Source organism: Paenibacillus glycanilyticus (assembly GCF_023715145.1).
In the GTDB taxonomy this organism is placed as follows: domain Bacteria; phylum Bacillota; class Bacilli; order Paenibacillales; family Paenibacillaceae; genus Pristimantibacillus; species Pristimantibacillus glycanilyticus_A.
Genome location: NZ_JAMBNP010000010.1, coordinates 199,729 through 218,507, shown reverse-complemented (window position 1 = coordinate 218,507; position 18,779 = coordinate 199,729). Strand labels below are relative to the sequence as shown.

The 18,779-nt window shown below is 50.9% G+C and carries 18 protein-coding genes; 10 read left to right on the top strand and 8 right to left on the bottom strand.

Annotated elements, in window-relative coordinates; all coding sequences use genetic code 11:
• The first annotated feature begins 14 nt into the window (after positions 1–14).
• The 4 genes from M3194_RS23960 to M3194_RS23945 all read left to right on the top strand — a co-directional run bounded on the left by M3194_RS23960 (position 15) and on the right by M3194_RS23945 (position 2,399).
• Complete coding sequence (locus M3194_RS23960; protein ID WP_251656630.1) at positions 15–1,184, top strand: MFS transporter; 1,170 nt, start codon at positions 15–17, stop codon at positions 1,182–1,184.
• A gap of 69 nt (positions 1,185–1,253) precedes the next feature.
• Positions 1,254–1,847: a TVP38/TMEM64 family protein gene (locus tag M3194_RS23955; protein ID WP_251656605.1), complete on the top strand. Its 594-nt coding sequence runs from the start codon at positions 1,254–1,256 to the stop codon at positions 1,845–1,847.
• A gap of 99 nt (positions 1,848–1,946) precedes the next feature.
• Positions 1,947–2,090, top strand: a complete 144-nt coding sequence (locus M3194_RS23950; RefSeq protein WP_251656604.1) for a hypothetical protein — start codon at positions 1,947–1,949, stop codon at positions 2,088–2,090.
• A 21-nt stretch (positions 2,091–2,111) separates the two neighbouring features.
• Complete coding sequence (locus M3194_RS23945; protein WP_251656603.1) at positions 2,112–2,399, top strand: transposase; 288 nt, start codon at positions 2,112–2,114, stop codon at positions 2,397–2,399.
• Between the two features lie 1,296 nt (positions 2,400–3,695).
• Here M3194_RS23945 and M3194_RS23940 read toward each other — a convergent pair.
• On the bottom strand, positions 3,696–4,772 hold the full coding sequence (locus M3194_RS23940) for an FUSC family protein (RefSeq protein ID WP_251656602.1): 1,077 nt from the start codon (positions 4,770–4,772) through the stop codon (positions 3,696–3,698).
• A 194-nt stretch (positions 4,773–4,966) separates the two neighbouring features.
• Positions 4,967–5,743: a sporulation protein gene (locus M3194_RS23935; protein WP_251656601.1), complete on the bottom strand. Its 777-nt coding sequence runs from the start codon at positions 5,741–5,743 to the stop codon at positions 4,967–4,969.
• A gap of 263 nt (positions 5,744–6,006) precedes the next feature.
• Between M3194_RS23935 and mscL the strand changes: the two genes are divergently transcribed.
• The gene (mscL, locus tag M3194_RS23930) at positions 6,007–6,513 is read left to right on the top strand and encodes a large conductance mechanosensitive channel protein MscL (protein WP_285889510.1); all 507 of its coding nucleotides are present in this window, start codon (positions 6,007–6,009) and stop codon (positions 6,511–6,513) included.
• 30 nt (positions 6,514–6,543) lie between these two features.
• Positions 6,544–7,176 (top strand): NUDIX hydrolase, encoded by a 633-nt coding sequence (locus tag M3194_RS23925; protein WP_251656600.1) that lies wholly within the window; start codon positions 6,544–6,546, stop codon positions 7,174–7,176.
• A gap of 658 nt (positions 7,177–7,834) precedes the next feature.
• On the opposite strand, the gene M3194_RS23920 is transcribed toward M3194_RS23925, so the two are convergent.
• Positions 7,835–8,308 (bottom strand): hypothetical protein, encoded by a 474-nt coding sequence (locus tag M3194_RS23920; protein WP_251656599.1) that lies wholly within the window; start codon positions 8,306–8,308, stop codon positions 7,835–7,837.
• Between the two features lie 195 nt (positions 8,309–8,503).
• Between M3194_RS23920 and M3194_RS23915 the strand changes: the two genes are divergently transcribed.
• Positions 8,504–9,064, top strand: coding sequence for a superoxide dismutase family protein (locus M3194_RS23915; protein WP_251656598.1), 561 nt, complete (start codon positions 8,504–8,506; stop codon positions 9,062–9,064).
• Positions 9,065–9,121: 57 nt separating this feature from the next.
• Here the strand turns inward: M3194_RS23915 and M3194_RS23910 are convergent, their stop codons facing one another.
• Positions 9,122–9,388, bottom strand: coding sequence for a phage holin family protein (locus M3194_RS23910; RefSeq protein ID WP_251656597.1), 267 nt, complete (start codon positions 9,386–9,388; stop codon positions 9,122–9,124).
• A gap of 221 nt (positions 9,389–9,609) precedes the next feature.
• Here M3194_RS23910 and M3194_RS23905 point away from each other — a divergent pair, with 221 nt between their 5' ends.
• Complete coding sequence (locus M3194_RS23905) at positions 9,610–10,656, top strand: acyltransferase family protein (protein ID WP_251656596.1); 1,047 nt, start codon at positions 9,610–9,612, stop codon at positions 10,654–10,656.
• A 103-nt stretch (positions 10,657–10,759) separates the two neighbouring features.
• Here M3194_RS23905 and M3194_RS23900 read toward each other — a convergent pair whose 3' ends face one another.
• Positions 10,760–11,563 (bottom strand): serine/threonine protein kinase, encoded by an 804-nt coding sequence (locus tag M3194_RS23900; RefSeq protein ID WP_251656595.1) that lies wholly within the window; start codon positions 11,561–11,563, stop codon positions 10,760–10,762.
• 199 nt (positions 11,564–11,762) lie between these two features.
• Here M3194_RS23900 and M3194_RS23895 point away from each other — a divergent pair, with 199 nt between their 5' ends.
• Together M3194_RS23895 and M3194_RS23890 are read left to right on the top strand one after the other, a co-directional pair.
• Entirely contained in the window at positions 11,763–11,966 is a 204-nt protein-coding gene (locus tag M3194_RS23895) for a hypothetical protein (RefSeq protein WP_251656594.1), read from the top strand.
• A gap of 112 nt (positions 11,967–12,078) precedes the next feature.
• On the top strand, positions 12,079–12,297 hold the full coding sequence (locus M3194_RS23890; RefSeq protein WP_091188405.1) for a hypothetical protein: 219 nt from the start codon (positions 12,079–12,081) through the stop codon (positions 12,295–12,297).
• 78 nt (positions 12,298–12,375) lie between these two features.
• Here M3194_RS23890 and M3194_RS31515 read toward each other — a convergent pair whose 3' ends face one another.
• The 3 genes from M3194_RS31515 to M3194_RS23875 all read right to left on the bottom strand — a co-directional run bounded on the left by M3194_RS31515 (position 12,376) and on the right by M3194_RS23875 (position 18,479).
• Positions 12,376–13,662 (bottom strand): putative bifunctional diguanylate cyclase/phosphodiesterase, encoded by a 1,287-nt coding sequence (locus M3194_RS31515; protein ID WP_251656593.1) that lies wholly within the window; start codon positions 13,660–13,662, stop codon positions 12,376–12,378.
• Between the two features lie 160 nt (positions 13,663–13,822).
• Positions 13,823–14,545: a response regulator transcription factor gene (locus tag M3194_RS23880; protein WP_251656592.1), complete on the bottom strand. Its 723-nt coding sequence runs from the start codon at positions 14,543–14,545 to the stop codon at positions 13,823–13,825.
• Positions 14,546–14,648: 103 nt separating this feature from the next.
• Positions 14,649–18,479 carry a response regulator gene (locus tag M3194_RS23875; RefSeq protein WP_251656591.1) on the bottom strand — a complete coding sequence of 1,277 codons (3,831 nt, stop codon included), beginning with the start codon at positions 18,477–18,479 and terminating at the stop codon, positions 14,649–14,651.
• Positions 18,480–18,779: the final 300 nt, after the last annotated feature.

Sequence of the window (18,779 nt, the reverse complement as noted above, 5' to 3'; positions counted from 1 at the left end):
ACCAGGTGAAGAACATGGGAATGAGGTTCGGAGCGGAGATGCGGATGATATCCGTTATCCTGTTTCTTGTAGAATTCGTGCGGGGCGCAGTGCTGATCAGCCTGCTCCCCATTTATGGGGCAAAGGTTCTCGGGCTGTCGCTGGATGTGATCGGCATCGCGATAACCGCGCATTATTTGACCGATACCCTGCTCAAGATGCTCATCGGTTATCTGCTCGACCGTTTCTCGATCCGTTTCGTTGTGCGGACAGGCCTGTTCATCTCGCTCGCCGGCGTGTTCCTGATCCAGTTCGCCGACATGGCCTGGCTGTTTATTCTCGCTGCCGCTCTATACGGTATCGGGATGTCGCCGATCTGGATCGTGTGCCTGATTAAGGTATCCGATGAGAAGCGCGCAACCCAGATGGGCTTCCTCTATACAATCTGGCTTACCGGACTTGGCGCCGGCCCGATTGTATGCAATATTCTGCTTGACTATTACGTGAGCGGCACCTATTTTCTGCTCCTTATCCTGTCGATCATTTCGGCGTTTCTCGCGTTCTTCATGAACGGCGACAAGGCAGGCGCGCAGCAGATTCAACCCATTCCATTAAAACGGCAACTTGTTGCCTTGATCGAACGTATAAAAGCTATGCGTATGCTGCTGCCCGGCATGATCCTGCAGACAGCAGGCGCAAGCATGCTTGTTCCCGTCCTTCCAAGCTTCGCGGAGAAGAGCCTGGGACTTGCAGGGGCGCAGTACTCTCTCCTGCTCGCAGCCGGAGGCGTATGCGCCGCAGCCGGGCTTATTCCGATGGGCCGGCTGTCGGACAAGCTTGGCGGCAAGAAGTGGTTTCTCATTATCGGCTTCGCCGTATTTGCCGCCGGGCTGTACATGTTGGCATGGCGGCTCCCATTTTGGTATTGTTTAGTTATTGTCGTAATACTTGGATTGTCTTATGCAGCGATTCTGCCAGCCTGGAATGCTTTGCTTGCGGCTTATGTGCCTCCGAAGCAGGAAGGTCTTGGCTGGGGACTGTTATCTACCGTTGAAGGTCTTGGCGGGATGATTGGCCCCGTTGCCGGCGGGCTGCTTGCCGCAAGCTTTGGCGCCCTTACGGTGATTTGGGTAAGCGCAGCACTATTTGGACTCATTGCTTTGCTGTATGTCCTGATTCCGGCGAACAAGATGAGCGGCAGATGAGGATGAACGATTATTTTCCCGATAGGGGTTAAGTGGGGTAGGTATTCAACAATGCATCTGATGGAGAGCATGGATAATTTGTATGTCCAATTCAGAAACTTGGACCTTGAGCATTTGCAGCGTAGGCTGGAGAGCTATTCGCAATTTGGCATTTTGCCCGGCATTTTGCTGCCGCTTCTGGAATCGTTCCTGCCCTTCCTTCCTTTGGTGGTCATTGTAGCGGCTAACGCGAATATTTTCGGGCTGTGGCTGGGTTTTCTTCTGTCCTGGATCGGGGTATCCGTCGGAGCCATTTGCGTCTTCCTGATCAGCCGCAAGCTGGGGAAGAATGTAAAAGCCAAGATTGAGCGCAGATTCCCTCGAACCGAACGGTTCTTCAAATGGGTAGACCAAAAAGGATTCACGCCGTTATTTCTGCTGGCCTGCTTCCCGTTCTCCCCATCGTCGATTATTAATATTGTTTCCGGGTTTAGCAAAATTTCGTTACGTACCTTTGTCCTCGCTACCGTCCTTGGCAAAGGGGTCATGATTCTAAGCATCTCGCTGATCAGCTTCAATATCGGCAGCTTCCGCGAGGAGCCTTGGCGCATCTTCGTCACCTGTGCCGTAATTATCGTCATGTGGTTCGGCGGCAAAAAAATCGAGTCCCGCTATCATGTGTAATGAAGCAGTAATTTGTTCCTCTTGCCCCTGACGGCTCATACAACGCCTCCATTCGTGGCACACTTCTAAAGGATTAACTGCCGAAAGGAGGATGGCAGCATGTCAGGTGAATGGCCGTCCCATAAACAAGTCGAAGCCAGCAAAGCGCAATCAGAAGCCGACCGTACCGGAAAAGGCAAGCAGAAGGCTAGTAAGATGCAATCCGAAGCCGATGCAGCAGCGGTACCGAAGCACGGATTATAAGCTAAGGAAGGACGAGTGGCCATGAGCGAGCAGCATAATGAAATGGATCCGATGTCAGGCGAGCATGTCGAGGTATCGGGTGTTTATAAAAATGAATTAGGCCGCGTCGAAAAGCTCGAGCGCGGCAGCGTATTCCCCGCCGATCCGCAGAACGGAACGACCGAATGGGAGCTTGTCGAGCTTGACTTCGACAACCACCACGAGGGCCGTACCGATCCGCGCCTGATCGCGAAGGATGACGATAACGATCCGGAAGCGCATATGCAGCATCCGCGGCGCCATAAGGGGAGCAATAAGACGGACTCTTAGGTTGCGGTTGCAAGTTGCTTGTTGTGGCAGCTTGTGATCGGGGGTGACGGGAATGTATCTCCTTCCGGTTGCTGTTGCCCATGTAAAATTTGAATTTATCTCTAACGAGATTTTTCATGGGCAAAGGCAAACGCTTCGCTCCTACAGGAGATACATTCCCTCTACCCCGTTCCCCTGCGCTGCAGCTGTGCAAACCACAAAAAACGGCCTCCTCTAATTTGAGGGGGCCGTTTTTTGGTCGGCTGCTCACTAGCCGACCATAGTTCGGTTGCGGTCTTAACGATGCGGCGCATCGTTAAGGCGGTTAAAGCATTGCTTTTGGCCCTCTAACCGCCATTATCGCAACTTAACGCTGTCGCACATCGTCAAGAACCCAACTAGCTTATGTTTTGAGCGCTTAACGATATGTCGCATCGTTAAGGCTCCTAATAAAGCCCACTTTGGGCTCTCAAACAGCCGTTTTCGCAACCCTTAACGATGCCGCACATCGTTAAGGATCTAACTGACTTACTTTTTCGAGTGCTTAACGATGTGGCACATCGTTAAGGATGTTAAAAGCATCGCTTTTGGCCCTCTAACCGCCATTATCGTAAGGCTTAACGATACCGCACATCGTTAAGAACTCAACTAACCTGCGTTTTCGAACGCTTAACGATGTGACGCATCGTTAAGGCTCTTAAAAGCCCACTTTGGGCTCTCAAACAGTCGTTTACGCAACCCCTAACGCTGTCGCACATCGTTAAGAACCCAACTAGCCTATGTTTTCGAGCTCTTAACGATGTGGCGCATCGTTAAAGCGGTTAAAAGCTACGCTTTTGCCTCTCTAAGCGCCGTTTTCGTAACCCTTAACGTTGTCGCGCATCGTTAAGAACTCAACTAACCTACGCTTTCGAACGCTTAACGATGTGGCGCATCGTTAAGGCTCTTAAAAGCCCACTTTGGGCCCTTTTATCGCAAGGCTTAACGATATCGCACATCATTAAGAACTCAACTAACCTGCGTTTTCGTATGGCTAACAATGTGACACATCGTAAAGCTGGCTAAGCAAATTAGTTTCTTCCGCCTCGCGGCCGCGCATAAACTCTACGACACGTGTACCTTGCCTATTTCGCTCCACGCACCAGTTGGAGTAGTCGGATATCGACTACTGCTCGGTATCCCAGCTAAATTGCTGCTTTCAACCCGCACTCGCGCTCTCAGCGCACTGTAGCGTGGTCGCTCCTCGAACTAGTCCGAGCACCGTCCGCTTGCTTTGGCGGGAGCGATTCCGCTTCACGCCGGAATACCCGAGCCGCGCTAGTCCTGCAGAGCCGCGGGCTCGTCGGCTTTGTCGGCGCTGCGGCGTTCGTCCGCTTCGCCGGGGCTGCGCATGGTGTGGTCGACCAGCTTTTCCAAGCGGCGCAGATGGTAGGCGTATTCGAACAACGCGGAGGCTACGAAGATCAGCCGCTTATGCTCGTCCGGATCCTCGCGGACATAATCCGTGAGCTCGGCGACAAGGCGCGCTTCCCGCTCCTCGCCCGGCTCCATCGACATGTTTGGCTTCATCTTGTTTTCCAGCTTCAGCACGATGGATTCATGGTACTTCGTCAAATCCTCGATTTGTCGATCGAACCGGACCGCCCATTCGCTAGCCTTCGGCGATGCGAAGTAATGCTCCTCCACTACCTCCAGCAAGTCGGAGCCCTTCTGCAGCGCCCTGATCATCTGCTTGGACACCAGCAGCTGGCGGGCATGACTTCTCTTCGTGCGGGCCAGCACCTTCCGCTCCTCCTCGAACAGATTGTAGCTGTCCTCGAGCTTCCGCAGCGTTTTGTGAAGCTTATCCTTCTCCTTGCGGTAGACCTGCTCCCGCATTTCGTTGGATATGGCGGTGCGAAGCAGCAGTGACATCTGGGAGAACGCATGATGCACCTGCTCGGTGAACTGTCTTCTTGGACGAGGCGGGAAGACCAGCACATTAACCGTAAAGGCTGCCCCCATCCCCGCCAATACCATCAGAAACCGTTCCAGCGCTATCGTAATTTCCTGACCATGCGCCTCCATAATCGCAACTACCGTGACAAGCGTAACGCCGATGGTGGTTTCCATTTTAAGCCGGATACTTACGAGAATAACTAAAATACATACAAGTCCTACTGCAATCGGCGTTTGCCCAAACAGCTTCATCGCGGCCAGCGCCATAGCGGCTCCCAGCAGATTTGTCTGAAGCTGATCCAATACCTGCTGCCACGAGCGATAGATGGATGGCTGAATGGTCAGAATAGCTGCGACCGTCGTAATAAGCGGAGAGGCGAAGCCAAATATTCCGCTTAGGTATATGGCTAATGCCACCGCCATCCCTGTCTTGAGCACCCGCGCTCCAATCGTCATACCAAATTCTCCTTCATGAGCGAGACTCGCCCTTCCTTGTCTTCCCTTTATTATGCCACAAACGCTAAATTAGCCAAGGATTTCATCTCATCTATTCCTAAGCTTATTTACCCGCTTTGCACAAAAAAAATCCGAGATGCCCTTGCGGAAGCATCCCGGACCTTCCCGATCACCTGCCTGACCTAATCTGCCGTCTAGATTGTTCTGGCAATCACTTCAGACAGCTGACGGGCAATGCCTGTCGGGCCGGCTTGAAGCTGCTCTTCGGTAAATCTGCAGCGCACAAACGTTTCGTCCAGGTCAAGCGCCTCCGCGAACAGGCTGCCAAGCCCTCTAACCCTACGGTCCACCTGAAGCAGAAGCTCCAGCTCACGGTCAGACGAATAGAACATCACTTCAAGTTCATCCAGCTGGCCGCGGAACTGGGTGGTTGGCACAAATTCGAACTCCTGGATGAACGGCAGTCCGCCGCCATGGCGCGGAGCGTATTCACATTCTGCCTGCCGCAGGCGGAAACCTAACAGATCCAAAGCATGGAGCACGGTGTTAATCGCGTTTGTAGGCAGGACGTCAATCCGGTCGTTATCCCCCGGATCCACCGCGCCGCGGATGTCGAGCTCCGTTTTCACCCATACCGGCGCTCTGCCGATTGTAAGCGGAGTTTGGTACGGCAGACGGAAAGCAAACGGTACCTCTTTGGTCTCGCCGGCCTGCAGGGTGAATGGCGCGCTGACCTGATAACGCCCGACTTCGCCATGCTGTCTGATCTTGCTGTCGTTGCTCTCACGGATGTATTCGGTCATAACCGACAATTGAATGGTATCTATGTTTTGCGGAACGCTGCCCCCACGAATATTGACTACACCTCGAACCTCTTCGCCAGGCACATATTGTGACTTCTCAAGAAGCGTATCGATTTTGGCGGAACCAATTCCAATACTGGCCAATAAACGATTAAACATGTCATCCATCCCCTCATTCTCATAAAATTGGATTAATCATACTTAAGCCTATTACGGCGGACCCGTGAAGGAAGTTGCATTTTTTCTGAAGCGCGATTTAAGCTGCATTGCCCCGCTCTACTTTCTATCAGAAGCAAGATCGACTAATATAGTAGAGTAGATTACATAGAGTTTGGTTATAGTAGAAAGCATAGGCTTTCGAAGCAGCAATCATCACAAGTGGCAGGAGCAAGACCACCTAGGTGATCATTTTGTAGGAGGGATTTTCATTTATGACAAAAATTATTCAGGAATTCAAGGAATTCGCCATTAAAGGGAATGTGATCGATCTTGCGGTTGGTGTTATTATCGGCGGCGCCTTCGGCAAAATCGTCACTTCGCTCGTGAACGATATCATTATGCCTCCCATCGGGCGGATGCTCGGCGGCGCTGATTTCAAGGATCTATTCATTAATCTCGGCTCGGACAAGGCTTTGCCCGAAGGCCTTACACCGGACGATATCCATACCTTGGCGGACGCGACCAAATACGGCGTTGCCGTGATCGCATACGGTCAGTTTATTAACGTGCTGCTGGACTTCTTCATCGTTGCCGCTTGTATCTTCCTGCTCGTCAAAGGCATTAACATCCTGCGCCGCATGAAGCCGGAGGAAGTTGCCGCTCCAGCCGAGCCTATCGAAAAAGAATGTCCGTACTGCTTGTCCAATGTGCCGATCAAGGCCACTCGCTGCAAGCACTGCACATCGCATCTGGAAGAAGGCACGGCCGTCAGCAATTAGCAGGATCATGACAAAAAGGTGGGGCTCCCGATGGCAGAAGAACGCTTCGATATTTATGACGAACATCTCAATCCGCTTGGCACCGCCAGCCGTTCCGAGACCCATGCTCGCGGATATTGGCACCGTTCCTTCCATTGCTGGCTGACGCGCCGCGAGGAGAACCGCCGCTTCGTGCGGTTCCAGCTGCGCCAGACCGGGAAGGATACTTATCCAGGCTGCTACGATATTACGGCTGCCGGCCATCTGACAGCCGGCGAGACCGTGGAGGACGCGGCACGCGAGATTGAAGAAGAGCTTGGAGTGGCGGCACGCTTCGAAGAGCTGATCCCGCTAGGCAAGGCACGCAAAGAAATGGTAGGCGAAGTAAACGGCGTGCCTTTTATTGACCGCGAGATCAGCGACGTTTTTGCTCTTGTATGCTCTTTGCCGCTTGACGCCTTAAAGCTGCAAGCTGAAGAAGTGGCGGCTGTATTCGAGGCTGACGTCGAGCAAATGATCCGGTTGTTTGAGGGAGAGCTGCCGGAATTAATTTGCGAGGGCGTTGAGACAACGGCTGATGGTGGCCTATCCAAGGCGACGCGAGCCGTCCGAGCTGCTGAATTCGTGCCTCGGGAATCGAGCTACTACGCGTCGATAATGAAGGCGTTGCGCGATTGTACGTAACCGACACTCCGCTTGGAAGCTCCGGCTTCCTGCCGTCTGAGCCGACTCCCCAGGCTGCTTCCCAGTTCCGGTACCATTGATCAACCATGCCATGGATGTTGTAGAATTCGGTCTGCCTTGTGCAGAGGTCAAAGTTATCAATCTCCGGGTTATTATACAATCGCGCAGCGGTGGCATGGATACAGCCGTGAACACCGCTCCCCTCCACAAAGCGGCCAAATTCGTCCAGAGTTGAAAAGGATCTCGGGTTGTACAGCACCCGGTATAACGCCTGCTGATTCATGCAAGGAGCTTGCATAATGCCAGCCGGCATTTCCGGCCAGCCGGCAACAACCCTTTTGTCGTAGCCCATACGGTCGAACCAGTTATACACCTTATTGATAAAATAACGGTGAAACCGCAAAAACTGCTCACCGAACCCGACCGGAGGTATCGTTCCAGGCGTCACGTGATGCTGATGATGCCATACTGTATGCTCCTCCATCCATTCTCTCGGGAAGTTCGGGATAATAGGCATTGTCTTCCCCTCCTGTTACAAACGATATCTTACATATCGTATGCGTAGGCGGATCAATAAGTGTAGAACGCCCAGCCGGGCAAAAAAAGAAAGGCTGCTCCAGCATGGGAGCAGCCTTTCCTGCATTTGTCCGATTACGGATTAGAACCAGCAGCAACCGCCGTTATGGTGCGGCTGATCGCTAATGTCATCAACAGCACGTCTAATGCAAATATCAAATGTGACGACAACATCTTTCCAACGACCAAAGGAGCATCTAACGCGTACGCAATCTGCATTTCTAGTACGGAAGAAATCAACAACGCGGCAATCACAGCCAACCAATTTTTGAACGGTTCTCGCATCATGACGGCGGATTGCTCTAACAAGCTTCTCAGCAACTTCTTCGTTTCTCAGATTGCCAAACACTTTACTAAGCTCTTTACCCGCATCCTGTACGCCCTCAACAGCCGGATCTTGACGGTCATGGTCACAACAGTGGCGGTCATGATTGTTGTTGCCACCGGATTCAACCCCACCTACACGATCCATTGTACACCCACAGTTTGAGATACGAGCACCCTTTTTCGCTTTGCGTTTCACGCTTTTTACCTTCACTTTAAATTTAGCAGACATTCTTTCACTCCTCTCAATCGATCTGCTTCTATTCTATTCAGATATGAGAGAGAGGTTTGGACGAGTGGACAGGGTTCAAACGCATAAAATGAATAGAGATATAGTTTTATAGTGTTGAACATTCGCGTGCCGAATGAATAATTTCCATCCTCTGGGTAAAAGCTAATCAGGAAATTACGCCCCAAGGAGGATAACATGAACAAATCCATTATGCTGTGCTCGCTTGGCTTCCTGATTGCAAGCTGCGGGTTCTCCAGCATGGCCGCAGCAAGCCAAGGACATGGCCATCACACGCGCAGTCACGTGACGGAAGCGAAGGCTGCGTTTATCGATACGAAAGGCAATCAGGTCGGCACCGTCGTTCTAACCGAGGAAAAGGACGGGGTGCATCTGAAGCTGGAAGCCAAAGGCCTTACGCCAGGCGTTCACGGCATTCACTTCCATAACGTCGGCAAATGCGAAGCTCCGTCCTTCGAATCCGCGGGCTCGCACCTCAATCCAAAGAACAAACAGCACGGCTTCGATAATCCGCAAGGCTTCCACGACGGCGATCTTCCGAACATTACCGTAGGCAAAGACGGAACCGTGAAAGCCGAGATTATCTCGAAAAATGTATCGCTCGACACGGAAGCGCCGAACTCTCTGCTTCCGGACGCCGGTACCGCTCTTGTCATTCACGAGAAAGCGGATGACTACAAAACCGACCCGTCCGGCAATTCCGGCAGCCGCATCGCTTGCGGCGTTATCCAGCACTAGAAAGTCAAAGGCACAGCATCCGTTTATCGGAACGCCGTGCCTTTTTTCCATAAGGTATCAATCCTTCCGCTTCGTAAACGTCTGCTTCACCAGCTGGTTGCCGTATACAGACACCGCCCCGCACAAGACGCCCTGCAGCACGCTCTCCACCTGAAAACCCAAAATAAGACAAGCGCATACGATCGCCACCGCCGTAACCGCATACACAATTGACCAATCCGGTACGGCCGGCGTCTGCTTCAGCATATAGCCGATCACCCAGCAGGCCGCAACGACAATCATTAACCGGGGATCAATGAGATCGGTAATCTCGTCCCATGTCATACCGCCACTCTCCCTCACCATAAACTCCTGCTATATCCTATGATTTCGTGCTCGGGAAAGTTCGGGACAAACCTGAAACACATGCGAAAAACGCGGTTTCCGAATGGTCGGAACCCGCGCTGTTGATCGTTTTTGATGTAAACTTTATTTTCATCATGTTATAGGCAAAGACTTCTTTATTTGATAATCTATTACCAATAAACGGAAGGAGCTTGTTCTGCATGATAAAAAATAGAGAAACATGGATGGATACTGCAAAAGGAATAGGTATTCTCGCTGTAGTTATGGGGCATTCAGATAACTTGATTGCTCAGCACTATCTTTTTTGGTTCCACATGCCCCTATTTTTTGCGATGAGCGGTTACTTTTACAAGCCCCTGGAAAATAAGAAAGATTTTTATCCTTGGTGCGTAAAGAGAGGAAAGCAGTTATTGATTCCATACTTCTTATTCGCAAGCGTGTTAACCCTATTTAACTTACTACTCTTAAGCCCGGATTTAAGCATTAAACATATATTAATTGAATTCGCAAAAATCCCGTATGGAGGGCAGGCTTTGGATGGGATATTGTCGCCGTTTTGGTTTATTACATGTCTTTTCTTAACGCAGATACTATTTGCCCTAATAGATCTAAAATTTAAAACGAACAAAACAAAAGCAATTATTATTGGTTTGCTTTATCTGGCCGCCCACTTGATAGCCTACTTGATTACCTATGTAAAAACAGAACATAGCATAAACTTAATGGTTCCCTGGAGTGCGGATATTTCGTTAATGACACTAACTTATTATGCAATCGGGTTTTACTTAAAATCGTATTTCAATGCAATATTAAAAAGCAAGTTAGTAATAGGGGCTATTATCTTGCTTTCATTATTGTTCGTAGGTCTTGATCACTTTAAAGTAATTGCTTATGATCTCGATTTAAAAGACCAGCAATATACAAACGTTCTTTTAGACGCGCTTATTCCTTTTTCTCTCATGATAATGGTGTTACTTCTTAGCAAAGTTATATCGGCTTCGCTTCCAGGTCGTTTCTTTGCTCATTTAGGGGCAGCCTCGCTGCCAATCATGTATCTGCATATATTTTTCAATACTTTAATGAATCAATACATTTCTTATAATTACTTATTTTTCACCCTTATTGGAGTGGCTTTCCCTTATGCCGTCACCAAGTTAATACTAGAGAAATTCCATATGACCAATTCTTTATTTTTAGGCAACTTTAAAAGCAAGGGCAAAACCCCGGATAATCAGATAGCAGCTTAATGACTAACGAACGGAATAGGGGAAGTGCCCCTGTTCCGTTTTATTTAAAATATCTTGCTGAGTGCTAAAACAACCTTCTTATAAAATTCGACAATATGCTGCTTTATTCGTTATTTCCCGAGGAATAATGCTTCAAAATCCGCTCCAGCGCCTGCTCGCATTCCGCCGTTGTCTGCCATTTGCCCGCAAGAAGGCCTCTCACGAAATCCTTCACTTCCGGCGCAAGCGTCAGCTCTTCCTCCCAGCCCCGCTCCTTCTCCCCCTCTTCCGGCGTATAGCCGGCGTACATGAGAAACAGAAAGAGATGGCCAAGTCCATACAGATCGCTCGTCTGATCCGGCTGGCGCATGCGGAACTTGACCGGCCCCCAGCTGTCGGCGAAGCCGCTTGGCTCCTCTTCCCTGCTGTATTCGCCTATCAGACAGGCTAACCCCAAATCAATCAAGTATATCCCTTCTTGATTGACCACAACATTCGGAATCCGCACATCACGATGCACGTAGCCGGCTTCATGCAGATGCTTCAGAGGAGAGAGCAAAGCCTGCACCGTTCTGAGCGCTTCCTGCTCGGTATAAGTTCTTCCCTCCAGCAGGATAGCCTGCTCTGCCGTAACGCCTTCTATATAGTCCATCACGAGTGCTTCCTCCCGGCGATGGATACTCCAACCCCGCCACCTAGGCAGCTGCGGATGATTCAGTTGTTGAAGAATATCGCTTTCCCGTCTCAGCAGCCTCCGGCCCGTGTCACGCTTGCTTGGTTTGGCCCTCTTCAGAAGCAAGGAACCGCCGCTTCGCAGATCCGTACAACGGTACGCCTGACCGTAGCTTCCCATCCCGAGAAACTCATCGATCCGGTAAGTGCCCGACCAGACAGTCCCCTGCCTTATCGGGTAGTCCAGCCAGTTCATGATCCATTGCTTCCACCAGATAAGAATCCCTCCTTGCCCTCCACAATACGGGATGAGAACGGTTTGGTTTCCCGCCAGCAGAAGCGGAATAGGCCGGAATGAACGAAACCTGCGGCATACAGCTACGTATTATCTGGTAAGTCTAAAGTGTTTCAAATCAATAAAAAAGACTTAATAATTAATATAGGAGGTCAAAATTATGATTAGACACTTGCTACAAAGACTCCTCGGTTCCGTTACCGGCAAGCATTACAACCATAAAGGTCATTATGGCCAAAACGGTCATTACGGACACGGCCATCACGGCAGCAGCAGCGATTACAAAAAAGGAAATTACTATCCGCCGCAGCAACCCCCATACGGTCATAGCCACTACAAGAAGAAGTACGGCAGCAGCAGCTAAGGAAATTGTTAGGATATTGTTAGCAAATCAAACAATAACCTTATGACCATTTTATAAGCGGCTAAAACGTTTCTAGTAAACTGGAAAAAAAACGAGTGGAGGTGCGAATGGTATGATGAAAATCATTACCTTCAAAGACCGTTCGGTTCCCGTTTATTACGTTAACGAGCAGGCGGCTTCCGTTGAACAACTTCATCATAAATTGGTTGAGATGGAATTCAACTTCGATTTCCGCAAGAAGTGGAAACGCATATCGAAGGTCGAGGTTGTCCGCGACGTTGCGATTTTTCAATATAATGACGGGACGAAGCTGTACTTGGAAGTAAGCTAACCAGCCTAATACGAAAGCCCTGAATGATCCGCTTCATGCGAATCGTTCAGGGCTTTTAGATTTAGCACATTATATTATTTAGGCCGTTTGGGGTGACTTGCGGATAATCGACATATCCAGCAGATCGGGCTGCATTGGCGAGCCAAGCAGGAAGCCCTGCACAAAGTCGCAGTTCCATTCCTTCAATAGCTTATATTGCTCCTCGTATTCGACGCCACCCGCAATCACATCAATCTCCAGCTTATGCAGGAGTCCAATCATGGCCTCCACGATGTGACGCTCTACGCTCTGCACATCGATCTGACGGATGAAGGACTTGCTGATCTTCACGCTGTTGACCGGCAGCTGCTTCAGGTTGGCAAGGGACGAATAGCCTTCTCCGAAGTTATCCAGCGTAATCCTCACGCCTAATGCGCGAAGCTTGCTGAGCACGGCCAAAGTCTGGTCCGTGAAATGGAGAATGACATCCTCCTTCACCTCAAGCTCCAGGGAAGAAGGCTCAATGCCCGCCTCCTCCAGCACATGAGCGACCATGCTGCAGAATGCGCCGTCTATCAGCTGGACATGGGATACATTGATGGAGATAACAAGCTCCTTCAAGCCGTATTCCTGCATACCGGAGAGCATCCGGCATGCCTCACGGAGCACCCATTCGCCGATCGGTACGATTAGTCCGTTTTGTTCGGCAATCGGGATAAATTCGCCCGGCCATATCGTGCCAAGCTCCGGATGATTCCATCTGATCAGCGCCTCGAAGCCGCGCAGCCGCCCGCTTTCGGTACGGAAGATCGGCTGATAGCTCAGATGGAACTGACGCATATAAAGAGCCGGACGCAGGGCGGCCCCAACTTCAAGCCAGCGGTTCATCTGCTCCGTCTCTTCTTCGCTGTAAAACGTAATCCGGTTGCCGCCTTGCTCCCGAGATTTGATAAGCGCCGTTTCGGCGTGGCCGAGCAGCCTCTCGCTTGTCCGTCCGTTCTGCGGGAACAGGCATGTCCCTATGCTGGCCGTCAGATTAAGCTCCGTACCCTCATAGGAGACCGGGTATTGCGCTGCATATTTCATCTCTTCTACCGCGCCTGCGCATTCCGCCTGCGAGTATCCGATCTCTCGAACCATTAGAAAAGTATCGCCTGAGATTAAGGTGACAACCGAAGTCCCCTCTCCCTGCTTTAACCGTACTCCGATACTTTCAAGTACCTGGTTGCCTGCTTCTAAGCCCTTAGCCTCATTCACGCCATAGAAACGATCGATCTGAATCAACGCCACAACGAGTCGTTGTCCTGACGCCCGCACGTTGCTCAAAGCTACCTCCAGCTGAGCGTAAGCCTCCTGCCGTTCAGGTAAACCGGCTAACCCATGCACGATTGCTACACCATCCTTTTGTCATTACTGTTAATCCTATAGTCCCATATAAGTATTAGAAAAATTGCGGATTGTTCTTTAGAAGTATGTTAGGTATATTCGGACAACTGGGTATAAAAAAGATCACCCTGCAGCGGAGGTGATCTTTGGGTCGCTTACCTTAATCATGTTCCTGACTGTGGTCGGTCGTATATTTGTAACCAAAGCCCCATACCGTACGAATTAAACGGGGTTCCTTCGGGTTTTGTTCGATTTTTTTGCGAAGATTCACGATATGCACATCAATGGCTCTATCCGTTACAAAAGAATCAAACCCCCGAATCGTATTGATCAGTTCTTCTCTGCTGAATACCTTGCCCGGGTGGGATAAGAATAGCTTCATCATTTCAAATTCCGAAAATGTCGTCTCGATCAGCTTGCCTCTCACAAGGAGCATCCGGCGCTCGGCATCCAGCTGGATCGGCGCGAGATCTGCTTCCTCCGCCTCCATTCCGATGGCCGCTTCGGCTTCTGCGGCGCTGAACTGGGAACGCCTGATTAACGCTTCCACTCTTGCGGTCATCTCATGCATACTGAATGGCTTGCACATATAATCATCGGCCCCGGCCTTCAAAGCCTGAACACGCTCGGAGACTTCGCTTTTCATCGATAGAATCATAATCGGCACATGCGATCGTTCACGAATAGAGGCGCAAACCTCCATACCATCCATATCAGGCAGCATCAGGTCAAGGAGAACGATATCAGGCACAAACTCCTGAACAGTCCGCAAGCCTTCTTCGCCGGTTCCTGCTTGTCTAACCGAATACCCTTCTTCTGACAAGTACATCGACAGCATATCCCTCATCATGACGTCATCTTCAATTACTAAAACTTTATTCATCGGCGCCACCCCTATGGGAAAGAAGATTTCTGTCAAAAAATATAAATCTATCTCTAATATACAATACGGATGGAAGGGTTAACAATAAAATGTTAGAAGATTGTTAGGATAATCTGTCGAAAGTTGTAATCGATTTATTCTGCAGACCGGTTATGACACGATCAAGCTCGAGCTTCAACTGTTCGGCGGCTGGCCGCCAATCCTCCTCCCCCTCTTCCTTCTTCACGATCTCGCCAAGACGCGCGGCGGCCTGCACCACATCGTTAGCCGATAAGTGGCTGGCCGCCCCCATCAGCGTATGGATCATCCGTCTGGCATTGATGACCTGACCATTCTCCAGCTCCTCGATCAGCTTGTCCGAGAACCCCTCGTAATCCTTCAGGAAATGGACCAGCATCTGACGCAAAATGGATATTTTGCCGCTTACTCTGGCAAGCGCGGTATCGACTTGAATGCCGTCGAGCTCCGTAAGCCCATCGTCCGATCCACGCCAGTTATGCTGCATGACGGGGAACTTCTTGTTGTTCAGCAGATTGGAGATGACCATATAGAGCTGGTCCGCATCAAGCGGCTTGGTCACGACTCCGTTCATGCCAAGCTGCAGATAGTGCTCATGATCCGCGCGCAGGGAATTGGCCGTTACCGCAATAATCGGCAGCTTCTCATACCGGGAATCGGCACGAATGATCGTGGTGGCTTCCATCCCGTCCATCTCCGGCATATGAATATCCATCAGCACGACATGCCAGTCTTCCCGCTCCAGCTTCTCCAGCACTTCCCGGCCATTCTCGGCCAGACCCACCTCAAAGCCCCTTTCCTTCAGCAGCTCAATGGCTACCAATTGATTAATATGATTATCTTCCGCGAGCAGGATACGCACTTTATCCTTAGGCACTGCAGATGCCGCAGCCTCCAGGGCACCGTTCATCCATTCCTTCACCTGTACCGGCTTCTGGTCCAGCGTTCCGCTTAAGGCATGGAATAAGGCGAGACGGGTAACCGGCTTGGTAAGAATGGCATACGGACGGCCCGAATCCGGCATCTGCATCAGCTCGTCCCGTCCGAAGGAGGTCGTAAGCGCCACCGTCTTCACGCCTGCTGCCGAAGCCTGCTTATGGAACTCCAGCCATGTCTCCGCTCCGTACATATCCGGCATCTCCATGTCCAGCATAATCAGCTTTGGCATAGCCCCCGCACCCATCCGGCGCAGCTTCTCCCTTGCGCTTCCCCACGAGGAGAAAGACACCGCGGTCAAGCGAAAGGATTCCGCCAGCTCGCACCAATGCTTCCGCATCTCATCGCTGTCCTCTACTACCCAAATACATTGATCCTCCAATTCCTTGCTGACTACCAGCCTCTCTTCCGCGACGGAAGACAAAACAGGGAACGTGAGGGCAAAGCTGAATCGGCTTCCCAATCCAGGCTCGCTGTCTACATGCAGCTTGCCGCCCATCATTTTTACAAGTCCGTTGGCAATGACAAGTCCTAGGCCCGTACCGCCATACTTGCGAGTGGTTGAGCCGTCTGCTTGCGTGAAGGGCACAAACAGCTTGTCGATCTGTTTCTTCGTCATGCCGATGCCGGTGTCTTCCACCGCGAATTGCAGCTTTAATCCGTCAGAGCCCTGTTCCGCCATTTCAAGGATCAGCTTCACATAACCCCGCTCGGTAAACTTGATCGCGTTCATGCACAGGTTAAGCAGAATCTGCTCGACGCGCATCTGATCGCCAAGAAGCGTGGAAGGCAGCTGCCCCGGCACCTCCAGAATAAATTCGAACTGCTCCTTGCCGCCCATGAAGACGCTGAGCTGATCGGTCAGGCGGCTGAGCATCTCCTGCGGATGGAAAGCAATACGCTCCACCTCAACCTTGCCCGCCTCGATCTTGGAGAAATCAAGCAGATCATTAATGATGCGAAGCAGCGACTCCGAGGAGTTGCCCAGCTTATCCATATAGTCCTTCTGCGAAGGAGAGAGACCGGTGCGCCGCATCAGCTGCGACAGGCCGATAATGCCGTTAAGCGGCGTGCGGATCTCATGGCTGACCATCGCAAGGAACCGGCTTTTGGCCGCGTTTGCCTGCTCGGCTTCATGCGTCGCGCGGATCAGCTCCTCCTGAATATGCTTCTGCTCCGTAATATCCCGCGCAATGCAGGAGAAATAGAGCTCGCCCGTATTCGTGTAGGAATGCGCCACAATAACAAGGGATACATTTACCTTATCTCCGGCCTGCGTCAGAAGCTCGGCTTCTCCTTCCCAGTAGCCGTATTTCTGGGCGATCTTGGAGCCTTTAATGAGGTAAACATACATCGAAGAATCCACATAGCTCTTATAATCCTTCGGCTTATAATTCAGCGGCAGACCAAGCATCCGCTTGCCGGCTTTATTGATATAAGCGACCTTCCCGTTATGATCGATCGAGGCAATCAAGTCCTTGGCCGAGCCGATAATATCAAGCAGAAGGTTGCGGGATTTCTCCACCTTCACCTGCTCCGTCATGTCATAGGCCATCCCCAGAACGCCGGTCAGACGACCCTGATGATCCCGGAGGCCGTTGGAGAAGTGGCGTACCGGAATCTTGGTACCGTCTTTATGTACATAGGTCCATTGCCGTTCATAGGAGAAATCCACCTGCCGGAGCATTCGGAATACTTCCAGGCCGGGCTCGACATGAACGCCAAGCTTCTCGGACAACTTTTCCGCCTCGCGCTCAATCTCGTCGGGGTCCATGAACAGAAGCGGCGTGGCATGTCCCTTCAGTTCCTGCGTGGTGTAGCCAATCAGCTTCTCGGCGGCCTGATTCATATAATCGACGCGATAATTCTCGTCCAGCAAAATAAAGGAGTATTCGTTCTGCTTAATAATCGCCTCAAGCCGGCCAAACATGTCCTTCAAATGCTCCATCATCCCGTTAACCGACTCGGCAAGGTTGCCGACCTCATCTCCCGGCTCCTGGGACAGATGCTCCACCTCAAATTGACCGTCTGCCGCTTGCTTCGTAACGGTAAGGATGCCTTTCAGCCGATTAATGATCGTATTGAAGTACAGCCAGAACAGAATAACAATGACGATTTCGGACAACGTGATTGTTGAGAACGTCCACCATAATACTTTGGACAGGCCTTTATTCAAGCTTGACATCGGCATTTCGAGCGCCGCGTGCCAAGGAGCCTCGCTGTCTACTTTCATAAAGAAGAGCACATGTTTCTCATTGCCGCGGTTTATATGGATATTGCCGGATACGCGGATCAGCTTCTGGAGCGTGAAGCCCGGCTGTCCGTTCAGCAGCCCTTCGCTTGGCTTAACGCCCAATGTCAAGGAATAAGAGTGGAACAGCACCACGCCCCGCTCATTATAGAGCCAATACTCCGCGCCAGGATCTTTGTCGACAAGAAAATACGGCGACATCGTCGACATGGGCATCGACGCATAAACGACGCCGCTCACTTCGTTAACCTGATTATAGACGGGCACCACAATAAGAGACTGCTTCAGATTGTCAAAGGAAGGGAGGAACAAATCCGTGACAGAAGATTTTCCCTTCGCCGCATCCTTAAAAAAGGCTTGTCCGCTCATGTCTATAGGACCGCCGTTCGTGCGGATTGCCTTGCCGCTCATGTCGATATACCCTATCGCATGATAGGTGTAGTCGGATTGGAACATTTCCTGCTTGAAATATTGCAGTTTATCTTTATCGCTGCCGAACCGTACCACGTCGGTCCGGCTCATGACCACAACCTCGGCCCTTCTAATCTGCAGCCAGGAAGACAAAAAATTCGCGCTAACGCTAAGCCGACTGGCCGCTCTGTCGGCAGCGGTATCTATCATTTCATTTTTGATCGATATGTAATTGATTACACCCGCAATGCCAAGAGGTATGAAGGTGATCAAGACGATAATGAACAAGCCTTTGGTCCGCAACGATAGATTATTCAAGTAAGCCGTCCCCTTCCGAGTAAATCTACATGTATTATATCGTCAGGAGGGTGGGGAATCGATAGACGATTGGGGAATCGGGGAGCTCATTGCGCGGAATGTATCTCCTTAGGCTGCTGTTGCGTACACTTTTCCTGAACAATATTCAGAGGTTGCAAAGCGTACGCAAAGGCAGGCGCTGCGCTCCTTCAGGAGATACATTCCTCTCCAATCGTCCTCGATTCATTTTTGGGGGCGTAAGGGGACCGCCTCCCGCCTCCGTTACTTGGCGGTTTGTTGAGGCAGGGCAAGGCGCAGAAC

Excerpts from the sequence above, each read along its gene's own strand:
- M3194_RS23960 (WP_251656630.1), top strand. The coding sequence starts at position 15 with ATGGGAATGAGGTTCGGAGCGGAGATGCGGATGATATCCGTTATCCTG.
- M3194_RS23955 (WP_251656605.1), top strand. The coding sequence starts at position 1,254 with ATGGATAATTTGTATGTCCAATTCAGAAACTTGGACCTTGAGCATTTG.
- M3194_RS23950 (WP_251656604.1), top strand. The coding sequence starts at position 1,947 with ATGTCAGGTGAATGGCCGTCCCATAAACAAGTCGAAGCCAGCAAAGCG.
- M3194_RS23945 (WP_251656603.1), top strand. The coding sequence starts at position 2,112 with ATGAGCGAGCAGCATAATGAAATGGATCCGATGTCAGGCGAGCATGTC.
- M3194_RS23940 (WP_251656602.1), bottom strand. The coding sequence starts at position 4,772 with ATGACGATTGGAGCGCGGGTGCTCAAGACAGGGATGGCGGTGGCATTA.
- M3194_RS23935 (WP_251656601.1), bottom strand. The coding sequence starts at position 5,743 with ATGGATGACATGTTTAATCGTTTATTGGCCAGTATTGGAATTGGTTCC.
- mscL (WP_285889510.1), top strand. The coding sequence starts at position 6,007 with ATGACAAAAATTATTCAGGAATTCAAGGAATTCGCCATTAAAGGGAAT.
- M3194_RS23925 (WP_251656600.1), top strand. The coding sequence starts at position 6,544 with ATGGCAGAAGAACGCTTCGATATTTATGACGAACATCTCAATCCGCTT.
- M3194_RS23920 (WP_251656599.1), bottom strand. The coding sequence starts at position 8,308 with ATGTCTGCTAAATTTAAAGTGAAGGTAAAAAGCGTGAAACGCAAAGCG.
- M3194_RS23915 (WP_251656598.1), top strand. The coding sequence starts at position 8,504 with ATGAACAAATCCATTATGCTGTGCTCGCTTGGCTTCCTGATTGCAAGC.
- M3194_RS23910 (WP_251656597.1), bottom strand. The coding sequence starts at position 9,388 with ATGACATGGGACGAGATTACCGATCTCATTGATCCCCGGTTAATGATT.
- M3194_RS23905 (WP_251656596.1), top strand. The coding sequence starts at position 9,610 with ATGATAAAAAATAGAGAAACATGGATGGATACTGCAAAAGGAATAGGT.
- M3194_RS23900 (WP_251656595.1), bottom strand. The coding sequence starts at position 11,563 with ATGAACTGGCTGGACTACCCGATAAGGCAGGGGACTGTCTGGTCGGGC.
- M3194_RS23895 (WP_251656594.1), top strand. The coding sequence starts at position 11,763 with ATGATTAGACACTTGCTACAAAGACTCCTCGGTTCCGTTACCGGCAAG.
- M3194_RS23890 (WP_091188405.1), top strand. The coding sequence starts at position 12,079 with ATGATGAAAATCATTACCTTCAAAGACCGTTCGGTTCCCGTTTATTAC.
- M3194_RS23880 (WP_251656592.1), bottom strand. The coding sequence starts at position 14,545 with ATGAATAAAGTTTTAGTAATTGAAGATGACGTCATGATGAGGGATATG.